Annotated in this window: 15 protein-coding genes; 10 read left to right on the top strand and 5 right to left on the bottom strand. The window is 60.9% G+C overall.

The genetic code is table 11. From position 1 onward, the window contains the following. Positions 1-81: 81 nt before the first annotated feature. A complete protein-coding gene (gene acnA / locus M1E16_RS18395) occupies positions 82-2823 on the bottom strand; it encodes an aconitate hydratase AcnA (protein ID WP_434698525.1) in 2742 nt (913 codons plus the stop codon). A 172-nt stretch (positions 2824-2995) separates the two neighbouring features. Here acnA and rlmM point away from each other — a divergent pair, with 172 nt between their 5' ends. Together rlmM and tusA are read left to right on the top strand one after the other, a co-directional pair. Next, positions 2996-4069: a 23S rRNA (cytidine(2498)-2'-O)-methyltransferase RlmM gene (gene rlmM / locus M1E16_RS18390; protein WP_458128082.1), complete on the top strand. Its 1074-nt coding sequence runs from the start codon at positions 2996-2998 to the stop codon at positions 4067-4069. Between the two features lie 195 nt (positions 4070-4264). Then, positions 4265-4516, top strand: a complete 252-nt coding sequence (tusA, locus tag M1E16_RS18385) for a sulfurtransferase TusA (protein ID WP_458128081.1) — start codon at positions 4265-4267, stop codon at positions 4514-4516. Here the strand turns inward: tusA and M1E16_RS18380 are convergent. Further along, positions 4513-5916, bottom strand: a complete 1404-nt coding sequence (locus M1E16_RS18380; RefSeq protein ID WP_434629716.1) for an MATE family efflux transporter — start codon at positions 5914-5916, stop codon at positions 4513-4515. The genes tusA and M1E16_RS18380 overlap by 4 nt on opposite strands. 282 nt (positions 5917-6198) lie before the next feature. Between M1E16_RS18380 and pdxB the strand changes: the two genes are divergently transcribed. After that, complete coding sequence (pdxB, locus tag M1E16_RS18375) at positions 6199-7341, top strand: 4-phosphoerythronate dehydrogenase PdxB (RefSeq protein WP_458128080.1); 1143 nt, start codon at positions 6199-6201, stop codon at positions 7339-7341. Positions 7342-7504: 163 nt separating this feature from the next. Here the strand turns inward: pdxB and M1E16_RS18370 are convergent, their stop codons facing one another. Continuing rightward, entirely contained in the window at positions 7505-7684 is a 180-nt protein-coding gene (locus M1E16_RS18370) for a PA1571 family protein (RefSeq protein ID WP_123341965.1), read from the bottom strand. A gap of 250 nt (positions 7685-7934) precedes the next feature. Between M1E16_RS18370 and M1E16_RS18365 the strand changes: the two genes are divergently transcribed. After that, the gene (locus tag M1E16_RS18365; protein ID WP_458128079.1) at positions 7935-9716 is read left to right on the top strand and encodes an ABC transporter transmembrane domain-containing protein; all 1782 of its coding nucleotides are present in this window, start codon (positions 7935-7937) and stop codon (positions 9714-9716) included. A gap of 257 nt (positions 9717-9973) precedes the next feature. Here the strand turns inward: M1E16_RS18365 and M1E16_RS18360 are convergent, their stop codons facing one another. Then, the gene (locus M1E16_RS18360; RefSeq protein WP_458128078.1) at positions 9974-11902 is read right to left on the bottom strand and encodes a transglycosylase SLT domain-containing protein; all 1929 of its coding nucleotides are present in this window, start codon (positions 11900-11902) and stop codon (positions 9974-9976) included. A 212-nt stretch (positions 11903-12114) separates the two neighbouring features. Here M1E16_RS18360 and M1E16_RS18355 point away from each other — a divergent pair, with 212 nt between their 5' ends. Then, entirely contained in the window at positions 12115-14034 is a 1920-nt protein-coding gene (locus tag M1E16_RS18355; RefSeq protein ID WP_305499986.1) for an ATP-binding cassette domain-containing protein, read from the top strand. A gap of 168 nt (positions 14035-14202) precedes the next feature. Here M1E16_RS18355 and M1E16_RS18350 read toward each other — a convergent pair whose 3' ends face one another. Then, positions 14203-14643, bottom strand: coding sequence for a universal stress protein (locus M1E16_RS18350; protein WP_305499988.1), 441 nt, complete (start codon positions 14641-14643; stop codon positions 14203-14205). A gap of 102 nt (positions 14644-14745) precedes the next feature. On the opposite strand from M1E16_RS18350, the gene M1E16_RS18345 reads away from it, so the two are divergent. The 5 genes from M1E16_RS18345 (at position 14746) to topA (ending at position 22095) form a co-directional block, all read left to right on the top strand. After that, positions 14746-15183 carry a hypothetical protein gene (locus tag M1E16_RS18345; protein WP_305499990.1) on the top strand — a complete coding sequence of 146 codons (438 nt, stop codon included), beginning with the start codon at positions 14746-14748 and terminating at the stop codon, positions 15181-15183. Positions 15184-15667: 484 nt separating this feature from the next. Next, the gene (gene fadB, locus M1E16_RS18340; protein ID WP_458128077.1) at positions 15668-17815 is read left to right on the top strand and encodes a fatty acid oxidation complex subunit alpha FadB; all 2148 of its coding nucleotides are present in this window, start codon (positions 15668-15670) and stop codon (positions 17813-17815) included. A 30-nt stretch (positions 17816-17845) separates the two neighbouring features. Next, entirely contained in the window at positions 17846-19021 is a 1176-nt protein-coding gene (fadA, locus tag M1E16_RS18335) for an acetyl-CoA C-acyltransferase FadA (RefSeq protein ID WP_305499994.1), read from the top strand. 109 nt (positions 19022-19130) lie between these two features. Further along, positions 19131-19367 (top strand): DUF1653 domain-containing protein, encoded by a 237-nt coding sequence (locus M1E16_RS18330; RefSeq protein ID WP_072389007.1) that lies wholly within the window; start codon positions 19131-19133, stop codon positions 19365-19367. A gap of 115 nt (positions 19368-19482) precedes the next feature. Then, positions 19483-22095, top strand: a complete 2613-nt coding sequence (topA, locus tag M1E16_RS18325; RefSeq protein ID WP_434697309.1) for a type I DNA topoisomerase — start codon at positions 19483-19485, stop codon at positions 22093-22095. Positions 22096-22292: the final 197 nt, after the last annotated feature.

Raw genomic sequence — 22292 nt, 5'->3', positions numbered from 1 at the left:
TCGGGGCCGGCGGGATTATAGGCAGACCCAAACGAAAACACCGCCCTCAAGAGGCGGTGTTTTCGTAGGACGCTTCTTTTTTTATCCTGCAATTAATTGCCGCAGGACAAAATGCAGGATCCCGCCAGCCTTGAAATATTCCACTTCGTTCAAGGTGTCGATCCGGCACAACACTTCAATCCGCTCCTGGCTGCCATCCTCGCGGGTGATGACCACCGGCAGATTCATGCGCGGCGTCAGCTCGGCATCGCTCAGCCCGAGGATATCAAGGGTCTCCCTGCCAGTGAGGTTCAGGCTCTTGCGATTCTGATCGAGCTTGAATTGCAGCGGCAGCACGCCCATACCCACCAGGTTGGAGCGGTGAATGCGTTCGAAGCTTTCGGCGATCACGGCCTTCACGCCCAGCAGGTTGGTACCCTTGGCCGCCCAGTCCCGGCTCGAACCGGTGCCATATTCCTGCCCGGCAATGACCACCAGAGGCGTGCCGGTGGCCTGGTACAACATGGCCGCATCGTAGATCGACATTCTTTCGCCGTTGGGGATATAGATCGTATTGCCGCCTTCTTCGCCGCCGAGCATCTCGTTGCGGATACGGATATTGGCGAAGGTGCCGCGCATCATCACCTGATGATTGCCCCGTCGCGAGCCGTAGGAGTTGAAGTCCCGCGGTTCCACGCCTTGTTCGCGCAAGTAACGGCCGGCAGGGCTGTCTGTCTTGATATTGCCGGCTGGCGAGATATGGTCGGTGGTCACCGAGTCTCCGAGCAGCGCAAGGACGCGCGCGCCCTCGACATTCCTGACCACCGGTGGCGGCCCGCCGATGTCGTCGAAGAATGGCGGATGCTGGATGTAGGTCGAGTCGTCTTGCCATACATAAGTAGCCGCCTGCGGCACTTCGATGGCTTGCCACTGTTCGTCACCGGCGAACACGGCGGCGTATTCCTTGTGGAACATGCTGGTGTCGACCTGGGCCACGGCGTCGGCTACTTCCTTGCTGCTCGGCCAGATGTCGCGCAGGTAGACCGGATTGCCGTCCCGGTCGTTGCCCAGCGGTTCGCTGCTGATATCGATGCGCACGGTGCCGGCCAGGGCGTAGGCGACCACCAATGGCGGCGAGGCCAGCCAGTTGGTTTTCACCAGTGGATGCACCCGGCCCTCGAAGTTGCGGTTACCCGACAGCACCGAAGCCACGGTCAGGTCGGCTTTCTGGATGGCTTTTTCGATGGGGTCGGGCAGAGGGCCGGAGTTGCCGATACAGGTTGTGCAGCCGTAGCCCACCAGGTCGAAGCCGAGCTTGTCGAGATACTCGGTCAGGCCCGCGGCGTTGTAGTAGTCGGTCACCACCTTGGAGCCAGGCGCCAGGGAGCTCTTGACCCAGGGCTTGCGCGTCAGGCCTTTTTCCACGGCTTTTTTTGCCACCAGCCCGGCGGCCATCATCACGCTGGGGTTGGAGGTGTTGGTGCAAGAGGTGATGGCGGCAATCACCACCGCGCCGTTTTTCAGGCGATGGGTCTGGCCTTCGAATTCGTACTCGGCTTCCCCTACCTGATCGGCATTGCCTACCGCGACGCCTCCGCCGCCTTCGCTTTCCAGGCGGCCCTCGTCCTTGCTGGTGGGTTTGATCTGCAAGCCGAGGAAATCACTGAAGGCTTGGCCGACATTCGGCAGCGAGACCCGATCCTGGGGACGCTTGGGGCCGGCGAGGCTGGCCTCGACGCTGCCCATGTCCAGTTCCAGCGTGTCGGTGAACACCGGTTCCTGGCCAGGCAGGCGCCACAGGCCCTGAGCCTTGCAATAGGCTTCCACCAGTTTCACGGTTTCTGCGGGGCGCCCGGACAGGCGCAAGTAATCCAGCGTTACATCGTCCACCGGGAAGAAACCGCACGTGGCGCCGTATTCCGGGGCCATGTTGGCGATGGTGGCGCGGTCGGCCAGGGGCAGGTCGGCGAGACCGTCGCCATAAAACTCGACGAATTTGCCCACCACACCCTTCTTGCGCAGCATCTGCGTGACGGTCAGCACCAGGTCGGTCGCGGTGATACCTTCGCGCAGCTTGCCGGTGAGCTTGAAACCGACAACCTCGGGGATCAGCATCGATACCGGTTGGCCGAGCATCGCCGCTTCCGCCTCGATCCCGCCGACGCCCCAGCCGAGCACGCCGAGGCCATTGATCATGGTGGTGTGAGAGTCGGTGCCGACTAGCGTGTCGGGGAAGGCGTAGGTGCGGCCGTCTTCCTCTTTGGTCCAGACGGTGCGACCCAGGTATTCCAGGTTCACCTGATGGCAGATGCCGGTGCCCGGTGGCACCACGCTGAAGTTGTCGAAGGCACTCTGGCCCCAGCGCAGGAAGGCATAACGTTCGCCGTTGCGCTGCATTTCGATGTCGACGTTCTGCTCGAAGGCCTGGCGGCTGGCGAACTTGTCCACCATTACCGAGTGGTCGATCACCAGGTCGACCGGTGACAACGGGTTGATTCGCTGGGGATCGCCTCCGGCCTTTTCCACGGCGGCGCGCATGGCGGCCAGGTCGACCACGGCGGGCACGCCGGTAAAGTCCTGCATCAGCACCCGTGCCGGGCGATACTGGATTTCGCGGTCGGAGCGGCGCTCCTTGAGCCAACCGGCCAAGGCCTTGAGGTCGGCGCCGGTGACGGTTTTTTCATCCTCCCAGCGCAGCAGGTTTTCCAGCAGCACCTTGAGGGACATCGGCAGTTTATCCAGATCACCGAGGCTTCGCGCGGCGTCCGGCAAGCTGAAATAGTGATAAGTCCTGGCGTCGACTTGCAATGTTTTAAGGGTTTTCAGGCTATCGAGGGACGGCATTGAAATCACTCCTTTGAGTCCGCACGGCTACGGACTGACGGAACGGACAGAGCCTTTAACCTAGCCCTGTTTTGAGCGTATGACTAATCACTGGACTCTATGGACAGGTTCGCGGTTCCGAACTCCGCTATCATGCGGCGGTTTTCGTGACAGGCTTTGCTACGGAGTTTCAATGAACACGCTTTTTATGCACTGCCGACCGGGCTTCGAAGGCGAGGTCTGTTCCGAGATCGCCGAACATGCCGCGCGGCTGGACGTGGCCGGCTACGCCAAGGCCAAGCCGGCCAGCGCGTGCGCCGAATTCGTCTGCACTGAAGAAGACGGCGCCGAGCGGCTGATGCGTGGACAGCGCTTTGCCGAGCTGATTTTCCCGCGCCAGTGGGCGCGTGGCTCGTTCATCGAGTTGCCGGAGACCGACCGCATCAGCGTCATCCTCGCCCATCTGGCGGCTTTCCCGACGTGCGGCAGCCTGTGGCTGGAAGTGGTCGATACCAACGACGGCAAAGAGCTGTCGAACTTCTGCAAGAAATTCGAAGGTCCGTTGCGCAAGGCCTTGAGTGGCGCCGGCAAGCTGGTGGACGACCCGCACAAGCCGCGCCTGCTGCTGACGTTCAAGAGTGGCCGCGAAGTGTTCCTTGGCCTGGCGGAAGCCGACAATTCGGCAATGTGGCCGATGGGTATTCCGCGGCTTAAATTTCCTCGGGAAGCGCCGAGCCGCTCGACCCTCAAACTCGAAGAGGCCTGGCACCATTTCATCCCCCGTGACCAATGGGACGAGCGGCTGCACGGCGACATGACCGGCGTGGACCTCGGCGCCGCGCCGGGTGGCTGGACCTGGCAATTGGTCAACCGGGGCATGCTGGTGACCGCCATCGACAACGGTCCGATGGCTGAAAGCCTGATGGACACCGGCCTGGTGCAGCACTTGATGGCGGACGGCTTCACGTTCAAGCCCAAGCAGCCGGTGGACTGGATGGTCTGTGACATCGTCGAAAAACCCGCGCGCAATGCGGCGATGCTGGAAGAGTGGATTGGCGAGGGACATTGCCGTGAAGCGGTGGTCAACTTGAAACTGCCGATGAAGCAGCGTTACGCCGAGGTGAAGCGTCTGCTCGAACGCATCGCCGAGGGTTTCAAGGCCCGGGGTATCAAGGTCGAGATTGGCTGCAAGCAGCTGTATCACGACCGTGAGGAAGTGACGTGCCATCTGCGGCGGCTGGATAGCAAGAAGCCGAAGTCTCGCTAAAGCCAAAGAGCTAGCCTTTGTGGCGAGGGAGCTTGCTCCCGCTGGGTTGCGAAGCGACCCCAATGCCCTGTCGGATTCCAAGAGCGACGACTGCTGCGCAGCCGAGCGGGAGCAAGCTCCCTCGCCACATTGGATGCGCATTTGTTAAGAGCGCCGACATTGCGCGACAATAGCGGCCAGTTTCAGGAGTAGAACATGAGCGAAATGAACGAAACGCCGGTCGACGGCACGCTGGACGCCACCGGCCTCAACTGTCCGGAGCCGGTGATGATGCTGCATCAGCATATCCGTGACCTGGCCCCCGGCGGACTGCTGAAAGTCATTGCCACCGACCCGTCGACGCGCCGTGATATCCCCAAGTTTTGCGTGTTTCTCGATCACGAACTGGTCAACCAGGATGAAGTGGACGGCACCTACCGCTACTGGATCCGCAAGAAGCTCGCTTAACCCGTCGAGCGACTGAGGCGAATCTGCCCGCGGGCACTGCGCGTCAGTCGGATTGACAGCATCAACGCCGCGCAGCTTAATCCCACGATCAAACCCTGCCACAATCCGCTTGGGCCGCTGGCGGTGCCGAGCCAGTCGGTCAGGCCCAGGGCGTAACCCACCGGCAAGCCGATGCCCCAGTAAGCGAAGAGCGTCAGGATCATCGTCACCTGGGTGTCCTGGTAACCGCGCAACGCGCCCGCCGCCGTGACCTGGATGGCATCGGAAAACTGAAACAGCGCCGCGTAGACGATCAGCATCGATGCCACTTCGATCACCACGGGGTCGGCGGTATAGATCGCCGCGATAGGCCCGCGCAACGCGAACATCAGGCTCGCCGACAGGCAGGCGTACGCCAGGGCCGTGGCCATGCCGACGCCCGCTGCAAAGCGCGCTTCCCGAGGCTGGCTACGCCCCAGCGCCTGGCCAACCCGTACGGTCACGGCCATGCCCAGGGAATAGGGGATCATGAACACCAGCGAGCTGAAATTCAGGGCGATCTGGTGTCCGGCCACCACCGTGGCGCCGAGGCTGCCGATCAGCAGGGCGATGACCGCGAAGATGCTCGATTCGGCAAACACCGCGATGCCGATCGGCAGGCCGATGCCCAGCAGGCGCTTGATGACTGACCATTGCGGCCAGTCGAAGCGGCTGAACAGCTGACTCGATTGATAGATCGGGCCCCAGCGTGTCCAGGCGGCCATGCCCGCCGCCATGAACCACATCACGATGGCCGTGGCCCAGCCGCAGCCGACACCGCCCATGGCGGGGACGCCCAGGTGTCCATAGATGAAGATGTAGTTGAGCGGAATGTTCAGGGCCAGCCCGCACAGCCCCAGCACCATCGCCGGTCGCGTACGCCCCAGGCCGTCGCTGAAGCAGCGCAGCACGTAATAGATTGCCACCGCCGGGAGGCCGCTGCCGATGCCGCGCAGGTATTCCATGCAAGGGCCGATCAGTTCGGGATCGACTTTCATGACATGCAGGATCGGTTCGGCGCTGAGCAGCGCCAACGTTGCGATCAGCCCCACCGCGAGTGCCAGCCACAATGCCTGACGCACCAATGGACCGATCTGTTCAAACGTACCGGCACCGAAACGCTGGGCCACCTTCGGCGTGGTAGCCAACAGCGTGCCGGTCATCAACAGGAATACCGGAACCCAGATCGAGTTGCCCAGCGCCACCGCCGCGAGATCCCGCGGCCCGACCCGGCCGGCCATCACCGCGTCGACAAAGCCCATGGCGGTGGTCGCCAATTGCGCCACCATGATCGGCAGGGCCAGGGCCAGCAACGTCTTGAGCTCCAGGCGCACCCGGGCCGGGCGGGAGAGAGTGGTGGCGGTGTCGATCACAGGATTCACAGGGCAAGCATCCGAAAATATTAAGCGCAAGGCGGCGAATTCTACGCCTTGACGCATCGGTCAGGAAAAAACCTGTGTTGGGGATTTGTAATCGGGCAGTACGGCAGCTTTCGTGGCGAGGGAGCTTGCTCCCGCTCGGCTGCGCAGCAGTCGCTGGCATTTGGGCCCGCTTCGCAGGCCAGCGGGAGCAAGCTCCCTCGCCACAATGGTACTGCTCGCTCCTGGTAATGCGCGAAGCAACCGGAACGCCTACACTGCCCATCCCGCCAAAGGAGCTTTGCCATGCTGATCGTTGCCGACGAAAACATTCCCCTGCTCGATGCGTTTTTTCAAGGTTTTGGTGAAATCCGCCGGGTGCCGGGGCGGGGCATCGACCGGGCGCTGGTCGAGCAGGCTGACGTGCTGCTGGTGCGTTCGGTCAGCCAGGTCAATCGGGCGCTGCTGGAAGGCAGCAAGGTGCGTTTTGTCGGGACCTGCACCATCGGCACCGATCACCTGGACCTGGAATATTTCGCCGAAGCCGGCATCCGCTGGGCCAGTGCCCCGGGCTGTAACGCCCGCGGTGTGGTGGATTATGTGCTGGGCAGTCTCATGACCCTGGCGGAAATCGAAGGCGCGGATCTTGCGCAGCGCACCTTTGGCGTGGTCGGCGCGGGGCAGGTGGGCGGGCGATTGATCAAGGTACTCAAAGACCTGGGCTGGGCCGTGAAAGTCTGTGATCCGCCGCGTCAGGCTGCCGAAGGCGGCGATTACCTGAGCCTGGAGCAGATTATCGAGCAGTGCGATGTGATCAGTCTGCACACACCGTTGACCCGCGACGGCGAGCAACCGACCTGGCACCTTTTCGACGAGCAACGATTGAACAAACTCAAGTCGGGGACCTGGTTGATCAACGCCGCGCGCGGCCCGGTCATCGACAACACGGCGCTGCGCGAGGTGCTGCTGGAGCGCGAAGATCTGCAAGCGGTGCTGGATGTCTGGGAGCGGGAGCCGACAGTCGACGTCGATCTGGCCGACCTCTGCGTGATCGCCACGCCGCACATCGCCGGCTATAGCCTTGACGGTCGCCAGCGTGGCACGGCGCAGATTTATGAAGCCTTGTGCGGATTCCTGCAGCGGCCGGTGGAAGTCAGCCTGGCCGAGCTGTTGCCTCGTCCGTGGCTCGCAGGCCTCACGCTGGATGCCGCCACCGACCCGGCCTGGGCCCTGGCGGCGTTGTGCCGGAGCGTGTACGACCCGCGCCGTGACGATGCGGACTTTCGCCGCAGCCTGATCGGCACCGACAGCGAGCAACGTAGCGCCTTTGATGCCTTGCGCAAGCATTATCCGCCACGCCGGGAGATCGACAGCTTGAAGGTGCGGATCGAAGGGCAATCGCCGACGTTGGAAAATATCGTGGCCGCCCTGGGCGCCACCATTGCTTGAGCATAGAGCGCCTTGTGGCGAGGGAGCTTGCTCCCGCTCGGCTGCGAAGCAGTCGCCGACTGCAACTGTCCAGCCGGAGCAAGCTCCTTCACCCCGCAAGCCGGCAAATCAAAGGCATAAAAAACCCGACATCAAGGTCGGGTTCAGTTGAAGACGGGCTGTATCACTTTTGTTCGGCAGGTTTGACCAGTCGTTTTTCCAGTTCGCTGCAGGCTTTCTGGATCATGTCTTCGGTGATCGGTACTTCGCGCCCTTGGGCATCGATGAACGAGCAGCCCAGGGACTGGTCCGGTTGCGTGCGGATCACTTGAATCTTGTCTTCGCTGCTGTGTTGCAAGGACATGGCCTGTCTCCTCATCAGGTTGCGTGCCTATAGTAATGTCGCCAGGTGACCGAGCCATGACACTCCTTGAAGGTTCACGGCGACAGCTCCACTCAACCAGAAACGCCGACGCATTTCCAGCCAGACTTTAGACCGATAACATCTAGAGCCTGATCTTGGCGGTCATATCTAACCTGACTCATCCTGATTCAAATTGGTTCCGCTGCGTTTCGGTGCTCCTGACCGATTCCTTTTCCCGTTGCATTATCGGATGCCCTCGATGCTTTCTTCCCGACAACGCCGTGCCATACGCCTGGCCAGCGGCTTCATCGCTCCTTACCGCAAACAGGTCGTTGGCGCTTTGCTGGCCCTGATCGTCACCGCCGGCATTACCTTGTCCATGGGGCAGGGTATCCGGTTGCTGGTGGACCAGGGTTTCATGACGCGCTCGCCGCATCTGCTCAATCAATCGATCGGGTTGTTCATGGTCCTGGTGGCGGGGTTGGCGGTCGGTACGTTTGCCCGTTTTTACCTGGTGTCGTGGATTGGCGAGCGGGTGGTGGCCGATATCCGCCGACAGGTTTTCAACCACCTGGTGTATCTGCATCCCGGGTTCTACGAAAACAACCGCAGTTCGGAAATCCAGTCACGCCTGACCGCCGACACCACGCTGCTGCAATCGGTGATCGGTTCGTCGTTGTCACTGTTTCTGCGCAACGCGCTGATGGTGGTCGGAGGTATCGTGCTGCTGTTCGTCACCAATCCCAAGCTCACCAGCATCGTGGTGATTGCGCTGCCGCTGGTGCTGGCGCCGATCCTGGTCTTTGGCCGGCGAGTGCGCAGCCTCTCCCGCGAAAGCCAGGACCGCATCGCCGATGTCGGCAGTTACGTTTCCGAAACCCTCGGCCAGATCAAGACGGTGCAGGCCTATAACCACCAGGTCCAGGACGAGCACCGTTTCGCTGCTACCGTGGAGCAGGCCTTCGACACTGCCCGCAAGCGCATCGCCCAGCGTGCCTGGTTGATTACTCTGGTGATCGTTCTGGTGCTGGGTGCGGTGGGCGTAATGCTCTGGGTCGGTGGCATGGACGTGATCGCCGGGCGCATTTCCGGCGGTGAGCTGGCGGCATTCGTGTTCTACAGCCTGATTGTCGGGAGCGCTTTCGGTACGCTCAGCGAAGTGATCGGCGAGCTGCAACGGGCGGCTGGCGCCGCTGAGCGAATTGCCGAGTTGCTGCGTTCGCAAAACATCATCCAGCCGCCGGCGACGGGCCTTGTCACGTTGCCGCAGCGGGTCAGGGGCGACCTGCGCCTTGAAGGTGTACGGTTTTCCTACCCGTCGCGGCCGGAAAGCTATGCGGTCGATGGCCTGGACCTGAGCGTCAACGCTGGCGAAACCGTCGCGCTGGTCGGTCCGTCCGGGGCGGGCAAATCCACCGTGTACGACCTGCTGCTGCGGTTCTACGATCCAGTGCAGGGGCAGATATACCTCGATGGTGTGCCGCTGACCTTGCTTGACCCGTTGGACCTGCGTCGTCACTTCGCCCTGGTCTCGCAGAGCCCGGCACTGTTCTTCGGCACGGTGGAAGAAAATATTCGCTACGGCAATCCGCAAGCCACCGACGAACAGGTGCGCGAAGCGGCGCGGATCGCTCACGCCCATGACTTCATCGAGAAAATGCCGGATGGCTACCAGACCCATCTGGGCGATGGCGGCCTGGGTTTGTCCGGTGGCCAGCGCCAACGCCTGGCCATCGCCCGGGCACTGCTGATCGACGCGCCGATCCTGCTGTTGGACGAAGCCACCAGCGCGCTCGATGCACAAAGCGAACACCTCATCCAGCAAGCCCTGCCCAGCCTGATGAAAAACCGCACCACCCTGGTCATCGCCCACCGCCTGGCCACGGTGAAAAATGCCGACCGGATCGCGGTGATGGACCAGGGCAGGGTGGTCGCCGTGGGCACTCATCAGGAGTTGGTGGCGAGTAATGCGCTGTATGCGCGGTTGGCGGCGTTGCAGTTCAACGTTAGCTTGGAGTCGGCAGCCGACTGAGCGCAGCGTCTACACGAATCCCTTGTGGGAGTGAGCTTGCTCGCGATAGCGGTGGGTCAGCTTGCATCCATGTTGAAGGTGCCGACGGCATCGCGAGCAAGCTCGCTCCCACAAGGTCCAGCACCGACCAAGTAACCGACCAAGTAACCGACCAAGTAACCGACCAAGTAACCGACCAAGTAACCGACCAAAAAAAAATGCCCGCATCTTTCGATGCGGGCATTTTTTTCTTCTCAGGAACAGCTTCTCGCTAATACTCACTGATCATCGAAATAGCGCTCGTGCCAGTCCACCAACGGCTGTGGCGAGTTGAGTTTCTGGCCGTAGATCACCGAGTAGGACAGCACGTTCTGTACGTACTGGCGGGTTTCGTCGAAAGGGATGCTTTCAACCCAGACGTCGAAGCTCAGGTGGTCAGCGCCACGCAGCCATTGGCGGACACGGCCGGGGCCGGCATTGTACGCGGCGGAGGCGAGTACCCGGTTGCCGTTGAACTGGCTGTGCACCTGGCTCAGGTAAGCCGCGCCGAGCTGGATGTTCTTGTCCGGGTTGAACACTTGCTGGGGCGATGCCAGGGGAATGTTGAACTTGCGGGCGGTTTCCTTGGCGGTGCCTGGCATCAACTGCATCAGGCCGCTGGCACCGACGCTGGAGCGGGCATCGTCCATGAATGCGCTTTCCTGGCGGGTGATGGCGAACGCCCAGCTTGGATGCAGGCCGCGGATCCTGGCTTCGCGCACCAGCGTGTCGCGGTGGGCCATCGGGAAGCGGATATCCAGGTCGTCCCAGTATTTGGCCTGGCTGATGGTGCGGATGGCCGGGAAGTACCATTTCAGGTCATAGGCCAGTTTCGCCTGGGCAACCATTTCGTCCCGGCTGAAATGACGGCTGACGTGATACCACTCGCGGCGGCCATCGACGATCTGTCCGCGAGCATGAAACTCCAGCGCGCGGCGCACGCCCGGGGTGTTGCGCACTTTGTTGATCAGCGCCTGGCTCATCACCAGCGGCTTGTTGTTGAGCGAATAGGGTGACTGGGAGCGGTCGGCCGCCAGGAAGCCGTAGAAGTCACGCTCCCGGGCCAGTTGCTTGTAGAGCGTCACTGCTTGAGGATTCTGTGGCTGAGCCAGCTCCAGGCTGCGGGCCTGCCAGTAACGCCAGCGGTTGGTGGTGGCGAGCGACTCGGGCAGGCGGCGGGTCAACTGATAGGCATCTTCCCAGCGGGCCAGGCGCAACAGCAGGCGCAAACGCCATTCCGAGACAGTGTCATCGCGCAGCTCCGGGTCGTATTTGGTCATCACGTCGAGGGCGCGGCTGTCGAAGCGTTTGGCCAGGGTCAGACCGATTTCCCGGGCGATTGCCACTTTCTCGTCTCGAGAGAAATGCATGGTGCTGGCATACCCGTCCAGCAACGCCATGGCTTTTTCCGGGTCCTGGCGGGCCAGGCGTCGCAAGCCGAGGCTCACGACATCGGACATCGGTTCATCGGCGGGCGCGAAGCGCGAAGGCTGGTTGAGCAGTTCGGGCTTCTGCGCCACGTCGATCAACAGACTGCCGCGAGGCGCCAGGGTGGTCAGGCCGCTCACCAGGCTGTTGGCCAGCGGATAGTTACGCGCCTGGGCGGCCAGTTTGGCGCGCTCCCAGCGTTTCTGTTCAGTCAGTTGGCCTTGGGCCGCCCACATGCCGAACAGCGCATCGCAGGCCGCCGGCTGGGATTTGCCGGTAAGCCAGAGTTTCTCGGCGTTGGCGTAGCCTTCGGCCTTGAGGCCATGGCTCAGTTGATATTGAGCGTTGAGGCAATCGAGTTCGGTAAAGTTGAGCTTGGGGTCGTAATACTTGACGAAGGTTGCCCAGTCGCCACGCTCCGCCAGCCAGCGCAACCAGCGCAGCTTCATCCAGTTGGCCTGGGGCAGGTCGCCATGTTCGGCGAGGAATTTCTCGATCTCGGCATTGCTCGCGCTTTTCAGGCGAGCGGTCAACTCATCGTAGGCGAGGTAGGGCTCCAGCGGATAATCGCGCAGGGCCTGACTGTAGCGCAAATAGGGGCCGGAATCACCTTTGGCCAGGGCGCGCTTGGCCTCATCGTAATACTGGCGCTGGGTGGAAATATCCACCGCCTGGGCGGTCTGAACGGCAGTGGCACACACAAACAAACAAGATAAGACACTGAAAAGGCGACTGCGCATGATACGTCCGGGCAGAAAAAACAAGACAAGCCCGGGGGAAACCCGGGGTAACTGCCTGTAGCTTAGCCTTTTGCCAGCAACCGGCGAAAGCTTTGCAGGGCCGTTCGCGCAAGTTCGCAACAATTGTTGTGCAGAGTGCTTCGAAGGCGAAATTGGCGGACCTTTGAGGCCTCTTCTCAGGTAGAATGCGCGCCCGGTTTTTGGAGAAGCTCATGACCCTGCTCAAATTCAGCGATGTGTCCCTTGCTTTCGGCGCGATGCCGTTGTTGGACAAGGTGTCCTGGCAGATCGCCCGTGGAGAGCGGGTGTGCATCATCGGCCGCAACGGCACTGGCAAGTCCAGCATGATGAAGCTGGTCAAGGGCGACCAGAAGCCCGACGACGGCTCGGTCTGGCGCGCGCCAGGCCTGAAGATCGGCGAATTGCCCCAGGAACTGCCGGTAGCCGACGAGCGGACGGTATTCGACGTGGTCGCCGAAGGCCTGGACGGTGTCGGCGCGCTGTTGGCCGAATATCATCACCTGAGCCAGAACATCGTCACCGATGCCGACCTGGACAAGCTGATGCATGTCCAGCACGACCTCGAAGCCCGTGACGGCTGGCGCCTGCAGCAGTTGGTCGACAGCACGCTGAGCCGCTTGCAACTGCCGGCCGACAAGACCCTGGCCGAGCTGTCCGGTGGCTGGCGTCGCCGCGTCCTGCTGGCCCAGGCCCTGGTGTCCGAACCCGACCTGCTGCTGCTCGACGAGCCGACCAACCACCTCGACATCGGCGCCATCGCCTGGCTTGAAGAGGCCCTCAAGGATTTCCAGGGCGCGGTGCTGTTCATCACTCACGACCGTTCCTTCCTGCAGAACCTGGCGACCCGCATCCTCGAACTGGATCGCGGCGGCCTGATCGACTGGAACGGCGACTACGCCAGTTTCCTGGTTCACAAGGAAGCAGTGCTGGCGGCGGAAGAAACCGCCAATGCGCTGTTCGACAAGCGCCTGGCCCAGGAAGAAGTCTGGATCCGCCAGGGCATCAAGGCCCGACGCACCCGTAACGAAGGTCGCGTACGCGCCCTCAAGGCCCTGCGCGTTGAGCGTAGCGAGCGACGCGAGCGCACCGGCAAGGCGAATATCCAGCTGGAAACCGCCGACAAGTCGGGCAAGCAGGTCATGGTGCTGGAGAACGTCAGCTTCGCCCACCCGGGTGGCCCGTTCCTGGTCAAGGACTTCTCCATGGTTCTGCAGCGCGGCGATCGGATCGGCCTGCTGGGCGCCAACGGTACCGGCAAGACGACCTTGCTCAAGCTGATGCTTGGCGGTCTGGTGCCGACCAGCGGCAAGGTGGAAGAGGGGACAAAAATCGATGTCGCCTATTTCGACCAGTTGCGCCACCAGCTGGACCTGGAAAAAACCGTGATCGACAACGTGGCCGAAGGTCGCGACTTCATCGATATCGACGGCCAGAGTCGCCACGTGTTGAGTTACCTCGGCGATTTCCTGTTCAGCCCGCAGCGCGCCCGTACCCCGGTGAAGGCGTTGTCGGGTGGCGAGCGCGCCCGTCTGTTGCTGGCCAAACTGTTCAGCAAGCCGGCGAACCTGCTGGTGCTCGACGAACCGACCAACGACCTGGACGTGGAAACCCTCGAACTGCTGGAAGAGGTGTTGCTGACCTTCAACGGCACCGTGCTGATGGTCAGCCACGACCGGGCCTTCCTCGACAACGTGGTCACCAGCACCCTGGTTTTCGAAGGCGAAGGGCTGGTTCGCGAGTACGTTGGTGGTTACCAGGACTGGCTGCGCCAGGGTGGCTCGCCACGTCTCCTGGGCGTGACCGAGAGCAAATCCGGCAAGGCCGACCTGAATTCGGCGGTCGTCAAGGCTGAGCCGGCTCCGGTTGCCGCCACTGCCGCGCCTGCCCCTGCGAAAAAGAAGCTCAGCTACAAACTTCAGCGTGAGCTGGAAGCATTACCTGGCGATATCGAGGCGAAGGAGCAGCAGATTGCAGCGGTGGAGGCCGAGATGGCTGACGCCGGTTTCTACCAGCGACCAGCGGCCGAAACCGCCAAGGTGATTGCCCACCTGGAGCAGTTGCAGGCCGAGCTGGATGCGCTGGTCGAGCGCTGGGCTGAACTGGACGCCTGATCCGTTGACGTAAAAAATCCCGGCACTCAGCGATGAGTACCGGGGTTTTTGTTCGAAACGCTTGCCATTGTGGGAGCGAGCCTGCTCGCGAAAGCGGTGTATCAGGCGACTTGAACGTCGGCTGTCATGGCGCTTTCGCGAGCAGGCTCGCTCCCACCGGTTTGCCGTTTACGAGCGCTTGACCAGATGCACCGCCAACACGTCGCATGGCGCGCCATGCAATACGTCGTTGGCCGTCGAGCCCAGCAGCAGCGCGAGGCCGTGGCGGCCATGGCTGCCGACAACGATCAGGTCGCAGCCCTGCTCCTTGGCCAGGTGATGAATCTCCTGGCGCGGCTGGCCGTAGGTCAGGTGGCTGTTTTCCTTTTTTAATGCCGGGTATTTCACGATCAGTCGATCAAGGCGTTCCTTGGCCTGGTCAAATTGTTGCTGTTGCAACTGGGAAAGGTCCATTGGGACGTCGCCGCCGAAGGCCATGGCCATCGGCTCGACGATATGCACCAGCGACAGTTTGTTGTCCCGGCCTTCGCAGAGAGCGAGGGCTCGCTTGACGACAGGATCGCATTCTTCAGTAAGGTCGACGGCGACCAGGACGTGTTCGTAGTACATGAAAAGCACTCCAGAGAATGGCGATACGGTAAGTATGGCTGGTTTCAAGCGCATTGACGGCGATGCGGGTCAACGGGCTCATCAGAATTCGGGAGTACAGATATGACGGTCTGGATAGTGGTGTCAATCCTGTTGGTGGTATTGAGCCCCTTGGCATGGTTGCGGCCATCGCGTGTCCAGAGCGGTCGCATGGCCCTGCGCATGGAGGCGCGACGCCTCGGCCTGGCCATGCAACTGGCTTCCCAGGAGTGGCCGCACTGGCTCAGTCAGCCGCCGCCCAACCCTTGCGCTCAGTACCACCGGCCCCGACGTGGCAAGCAGCCGGCCCTCTGGAGCTACTGGCAGAGCGCCCCTGGCGTGTGGGTCAATCAGTGGCGCGAGCCCTGTCTGGACGAGTCGCTGCTGGCGCATTTCCACAAGCTGCCCGCCAACGTGTACAAAATCGAAGCCGACAAGCAGATGATTACCTTGTACTGGGGCGAAAAGGGCGAGGCGAGTGTTTTGCAGGATATATCCGCAGTGCTCAACGCATTGGCTTGAGGCGTAAAAAAGCCCGACAGATTCATCGGGCGGGTTGGCCAGGCAGGCCGGTAAACCATCTCCTCGGGACGTTCATTCGAACGTCCTTTCTTCATTCGGCTCAAACGTCTTGTCACCAGCTTAGCCGGTTGAATAAGGCGCGCTCGGAATTAGGGCGACTTTTCTAATTATTGATTCTATGAATGGCTGCCCATGCGGCGTCGTGTTGCGGATCCGCAGGGTACGGAAATGACCGTAAAGTCGCGTTCAAGCGCTTGTTTAGGGCGATTGACAATTGACGGAAATTCCGTGAAGGTGACGTACCCAAATCAAACGGGCGTATGAATTGAGCGTTTGTATTTTCAGAACGTTCCTACAGAACCCGACGATCGCGTTGGCGGGTGTGCCTGGCGGATTGGCGTAGCATCGACGGTAATGTCCATGCCGAACCAGCGGTCAGCGTTCAACGTGTACTGTTCAGCTTCCATATCGTGGAGATCAGTTGATGATTTACGAAGGTAAAGCCATCACGGTTAAGGCTCTTGAAAGTGGCATTGTCGAACTGAAGTTCGATCTCAAGGGTGAGTCCGTCAACAAGTTCAACCGTCTAACCCTGAACGAATTGCGTCAGGCCGTGGACACTATCAAGGCAGATGCTTCGATCAAGGGTGTGATCGTCAGCAGCGGCAAGGACGTGTTCATCGTCGGCGCCGACATCACCGAATTCGTCGACAACTTCAAGCTGCCCGATGCCGAACTGATCGCAGGCAACCTCGAAGCGAACCGTATCTTCAGCGATTTCGAAGACCTTGGCGTGCCAACGGTTGCGGCCATCAACGGCATCGCCCTGGGTGGCGGACTGGAAATGTGCCTGGCGGCCGATTACCGTGTCATGTCCACCTCCGCCAAGATCGGCCTGCCGGAAGTCAAGCTGGGCATCTACCCGGGCTTCGGCGGTACCGTGCGCCTGCCGCGCCTGATCGGTGCCGACAATGCCATCGAGTGGATTGCCGCTGGCAAGGAAAACCGTGCCGAAGACGCGCTGAAAGTCGGCGCCGTGGATGCCGTGGTCGAACCTGGCAAGCTCCAGGAAGCGGCGCTTGAGACGATCAAGCGCGCCATCAGCGGCGAGTTCGACTACAAGGCCAAGCGCCAACCGAAGCTGGAAAAGCTCAAGCTCAACGCCATTGAACAAATGATGGCCTTCGAAACCGCCAAGGGCTTCGTCGCCGGTCAGGCTGGCCCGAACTACCCGGCGCCGGTCGAAGCCATCAAGACCATCCAGAAAGCCGCGAATTTCGGTCGCGACAAGGCCCTGGAAGTCGAGGCCGCCGGTTTCGTCAAGCTGGCCAAGACCTCGGCTGCGCAAAGCCTGATCGGCCTGTTCCTCAACGATCAGGAGCTGAAGAAAAAGGCCAAGGCCTACGACGAAATCGCTCGCGACGTGAAGCAGGCGGCTGTGTTGGGTGCTGGCATCATGGGCGGTGGTATCGCCTACCAGTCGGCGTCCAAGGGCACGCCGATCCTGATGAAAGACATCAACGAACATGGCATCGAACAAGGCTTGGCCGAAGCTGCCAAGCTGCTGGTCGGCCGTGTGGACAAAGGTCGCATGACCGCCGCGAAGATGGCCGAAGTGCTCAACGGCATTCGCCCGACGCTGTCCTATGGCGATTTCGGCCATGTCGACCTGGTGGTCGAAGCCGTTGTCGAGAACCCGAAGGTCAAGCAGGCGGTACTGGCTGAAGTCGAAGACAAGGTCAAGGAAGATACGATCCTTGCCTCCAACACCTCGACCATTTCCATCTCGCTGCTGGCCAAGGCCCTCAAACGTCCGGAAAACTTCGTCGGCATGCACTTCTTCAACCCGGTGCACATGATGCCGCTGGTGGAAGTCATCCGTGGCGAGAAGTCCAGTGAGCAGGCGATCGCCACCACGGTGGCCTACGCGAAAAAAATGGGCAAGAACCCGATCGTGGTCAACGACTGCCCGGGCTTTCTGGTCAACCGCGTGCTGTTCCCGTATTTCGGCGGTTTCGCCAAGCTGGTCAGCGCCGGCGTGGACTTCGTGCGCATCGACAAGATCATGGAAAAATTCGGCTGGCCGATGGGCCCGGCTTACCTGATGGACGTGGTTGGCATCGACACCGGCCACCACGGTCGCGATGTCATGGCCGAAGGCTTCCCGGATCGTATGAAGGACGATAGCCGTTCGGCTGTCGACGTGCTCTATGAAGCCAAGCGCCTTGGCCAGAAGAACGGCAAGGGCTTCTACGCCTACGAGACCGACAAGCGCGGCAAGCAGAAGAAAGTCGCCGATTCGTCGGTGCTCGAAGTGCTCAAGCCGATCGTCTACGAGCAGCGCGAAGTCACCGACGAGGACATCATCAACTGGATGATGATCCCGCTGTGCCTGGAAACCGTGCGTTGCCTGGAAGACGGCATTGTCGAAACCGCCGCCGAAGCCGACATGGGTCTGGTCTACGGTATCGGTTTCCCTCCATTCCGTGGCGGTGCGCTGCGCTACATCGATTCGATCGGTGTCGCCGAGTTCGTTGCCCTGGCTGACCAGTACGCTGATCTGGGCGCGCTGTACCACCCGACCGCGAAGCTGCGTGAAATGGCCAAGAACGGCCAGCGTTTCTTCGGTTAAGCGCCCAACGACTAGAGCGAGAGAACATTTATGAGCTTGAATCCTAGAGACGTCGTGATTGTCGACTTCGGTCGTACGCCGATGGGCCGCTCCAAGGGCGGCATGCACCGCAACACCCGTGCCGAGGACATGTCGGCGCACCTGATCAGCAAGCTGCTGGAGCGCAACGCGAAGGTCGACCCCAACGAGGTCGAGGACGTGATCTGGGGCTGTGTGAACCAGACCCTGGAGCAGGGCTGGAACATCGCCCGCATGGCTTCGCTGATGACCCAGATCCCTCACACCGCGGCCGGCCAGACCGTCAGCCGCCTGTGCGGTTCGTCCATGAGCGCGCTGCACACCGCCGCCCAGGCGATCATGACCGGCAACGGTGATGTATTCGTCGTCGGCGGTGTCGAGCACATGGGTCACGTGAGCATGATGCACGGCGTCGATCCGAATCCGCACATGTCGCTGTACGCAGCAAAAGCTTCGGGCATGATGGGCCTGACCGCGGAAATGCTCGGCAAGATGCACGGCATCACCCGCGAACAGCAGGATGCCTTTGGCGTGCGCTCCCACCAGCTCGCCCACAAGGCGACGGTGGAAGGCAAGTTCAAGGATGAAATCATCCCGATGCAGGGTTACGACGAGAACGGCTTCCTGAAGCTGTTCGACTATGACGAGACCATTCGTCCGGAAACCACCCTGGAAAGCCTGGCGACGTTGAAGCCGGCCTTCAATCCAAAGGGCGGCACCGTGACAGCCGGTACCTCATCGCAGATCACTGATGGTGCCTCGTGCATGATCGTGATGTCGGCCCAGCGTGCCCAGGACCTGGGCATCCAGCCGATGGCGGTGATTCGTTCGATGGCCGTCGCCGGTGTGGATCCCGCAATCATGGGCTATGGTCCAGTACCGGCCACGCAGAAAGCCTTGAAGCGCGCGGGCCTGAGCATCTCTGACATCGACTTCTTCGAGCTCAACGAAGCTTTCGCCGCACAGGCCCTGCCAGTGCTGAAAGATCTGAAAATACTCGACAAGATGAACGAGAAGGTTAACCTGCACGGCGGCGCCATCGCCCTGGGTCATCCGTTTGGCTGCTCCGGTGCGCGTATCTCCGGCACGCTGCTCAACGTCATGAAGCAGAACGGCGGCACTTTTGGGGTGTCCACCATGTGCATTGGCCTCGGCCAAGGCATCGCCACCGTCTTCGAGCGCATCTAAGCGTCACGTGGATGGAAGCCGGGGCCAAGTGCCCCGGTTTTTGTTTTTCTGGGTTTTCAACAAGAAAAATTTTGTTTTTATTTTGGAAAGATTCAGCGAGGGCCAAAGCATGCCGATACAACCTGGGCTCTACCAACATTACAAAGGCCCGCAGTACCGCGTATTCAGTATTGCGCGGCATTCCGAGACCGAGGAAGAAGTGGTCTTCTATCAAGCCCTGTATGGCGATTACGGTTTCTGGGTGCGTCCGTTGAGCATGTTCCAGGAGTCCGTCGAGGTTGACGGCGAACAGGTGCCACGCTTTGCTTTGGTGCAGGCCGAGGAGAGCATTTTTTCCAGGCCTTGAGGCCAACATGAGGGCGAGCCTGCCCTTGACCTCACCTTGCAGCCACTATATATAGCGGTGCCGCGTCAGGCGCCAACCGCCTTTCACTTTTTAGAATTCAGGAATTTTCTGATCCATGGGCAAATCGCTGGTCATTGTGGAATCCCCGGCTAAGGCCAAGACCATCAACAAGTATCTGGGTAACCAATACGTGGTGAAGTCGAGTATCGGCCATATCCGAGACCTGCCCACCAGCGGTTCGGCTAGCGCCAGCAAAGAGCCTGCTGCCAAGCGCGGCAAGGCTGCCGCCGGCGAAGCGCCAGCGTTGTCGCCGAAGGAAAAGGCGCGCAAGCAGCTGGTCTCGCGCATGGGGGTTGATCCGGAACACGGCTGGAAAGCCAAGTACGAGATCCTCCCGGGCAAGGAAAAGGTCATCGAAGAGCTGCGCCGGCTCGCCAAGGATGCCGACACCATCTATCTCGCGACGGACTTGGACCGCGAAGGGGAAGCCATTGCCTGGCACCTGCGCGAAGCCATCGGTGGTGATGACAGCCGCTACAAGCGTGTGGTGTTCAACGAAATCACCAAGAAGGCCATCCAGGAAGCCTTCTCCCAGCCGGGCGAGCTGGATATCGATCGGGTCAACGCCCAACAGGCGCGACGTTTCCTTGACCGCGTGGTGGGCTACATGGTCTCGCCATTGCTGTGGGCCAAGATCGCTCGCGGCCTGTCCGCCGGACGTGTGCAATCGGTCGCGGTGAAACTGGTAGTGGAGCGCGAGCGGGAAATCCGCGCGTTCATCCCTGAAGAATATTGGGAAGTCCACGCTGATCTGGGTACCGCCAAGGGCGCCACCGTGCGCTTCGAAGTGGCCCGCGAGAAAGGCGAGGCCTTCAAGCCGCTCAATGAAGCGCAGGCCATGGCCGCGCTGGAAAAGCTCAAGGCTTCTAGCTACAGCATCGTCAAGCGTGAAGACAAGCCCACCAGCAGCAAGCCTTCGGCGCCGTTCATCACGTCCACGCTGCAGCAGGCCGCGAGTAACCGCCTGGGCTTCGGCGTGAAAAAAACCATGATGATGGCTCAGCGTCTGTACGAAGCGGGCTACATCACCTACATGCGTACCGACTCGACCAACCTTTCGGTCGATGCCGTGGCGATGGCGCGCACTTATATAGAAAGCGAGTTCGGCAAGAAATACCTGCCGGAAACGCCAAACGTCTACAGCAGCAAGGAAGGCGCCCAGGAAGCTCACGAAGCGATTCGTCCATCCGACGCCAACACCACGCCAAGCAAGCTGTCTGGCATGGAGCGCGACGCCGAGCGTCTCTACGAGCTGATCTGGCGCCAGTTCCTGGCTTGCCAGATGCTGCCGGCCCAATACCTGTCGACCACCGTCAGCGTCGGTGCTGGCGACTTCGAGCTGCGTGCCAAGGGCCGTATCCTGAAGTTCGACGGCTACACCCGTGTCATGCCGCAGATCGCCAAGCCAGGGGATGACGACGTCCTGCCTGACATGGCCCAGGGCGACGTGATGAAACTGCTCAAGCTGGATCCGACCCAGCACTTCACCAAGCCGCCGGCGCGGTATTCGGAAGCCAGCCTGGTCAAGGAAATGGAAAAGCGTGGCATCGGTCGCCCTTCGACTTATGCGGCTATCATTTCGACGATCCAGGACCGCGGCTACGTGGCGCTGCACAACCGTCGTTTCTATTCGGAGAAGATGGGCGACATCGTGACCGAGCGCCTGTCCGAGAGCTTCTCGAACCTGATGGACTACGGCTTCACCGCCGGCATGGAAGAGAACCTCGATGACGTGGCCCAGGGTGAGCGGGACTGGAAAAACGTGCTCGACGAGTTCTACGGTGACTTCAAGAAAAAACTCGAAGTAGCCGAAAGCCCTGACAGCGGCATGCGCGCCAACCAGCCGGTAATGACCGATATTCCGTGCCTGACTTGCGGGCGGCCGATGCAGATCCGCACGGCTTCGACCGGTGTATTCCTGGGTTGCTCGGGCTACAGCCTGCCGCCAAAGGAACGCTGCAAGGCAACGGTCAACCTGGTGCCAGGTGATGAAATCGCCGCGGACGACGAAGGTGAATCGGAATCCCTGGTGCTGCGCGGCAAGCATCGTTGCCCGATCTGCAGCACCGCAATGGACGCCTATCTGCTGGATGAAAAGCGCAAGCTGCACATCTGCGGTAACAACCCGGATTGCGCCGGTTACGAGATCGAAGAGGGCAGCTACCGTATCAAGGGCTATGAAGGTCCGAGTCTGGAATGCGACAAGTGCGGCAGCGAGATGCAGCTGAAGACCGGGCGTTTCGGCAAGTTCTTCGGTTGTACAAACCCGACCTGCAAGAACACCCGCAAGCTACTCAAGAGCGGCGATGCGGCACCGCCAAAAATGGACCCGGTGAAGATGCCCGAGCTCAAGTGCGAGAAGGTCAATGACACCTACATCTTGCGCGACGGTGCTTCTGGCCTGTTCCTGGCGGCGAGCCAGTTCCCGAAAAATCGTGAAACTCGTGCGCCGTTGGTCATGGAGATCGTTCCGCACAAGGACGAAATCGATCCGAAGTATCACTTCCTTTGCGACGCACCGCAGAAAGATCCGGACGGCCGCCCGGCGGTGATTCGCTATAGCCGCAAGACCAAAGAGCAATACGTGCAGACCGAGGTTGACGGCAAGCCTACCGGTTGGAAGGCGTTTTACGACGGCGGTAAGTGGACCGTCGAAGACAAGCGCTGATCGGCATGGCATGAGGGCCTTTGATGGCGAGGAGCTTGCTCTCACTCGCCGAGGTGGTCGTCCTCTCACACTTCAGGCAAAAAAGGCCGCATGACAACCTATAGGTTTTCATGCGGCCTTGCTGTTTTTGGCTTGCAGTGGCCTCGGTTGATCCACGACACTGTCGCACCTGCGTGACGCTTTTATTTCGTTGGGGA

Source organism: Pseudomonas sp. Z2-11, from assembly GCF_054161305.1.
This window is presented reverse-complemented; position numbering and strand designations above follow the sequence as displayed.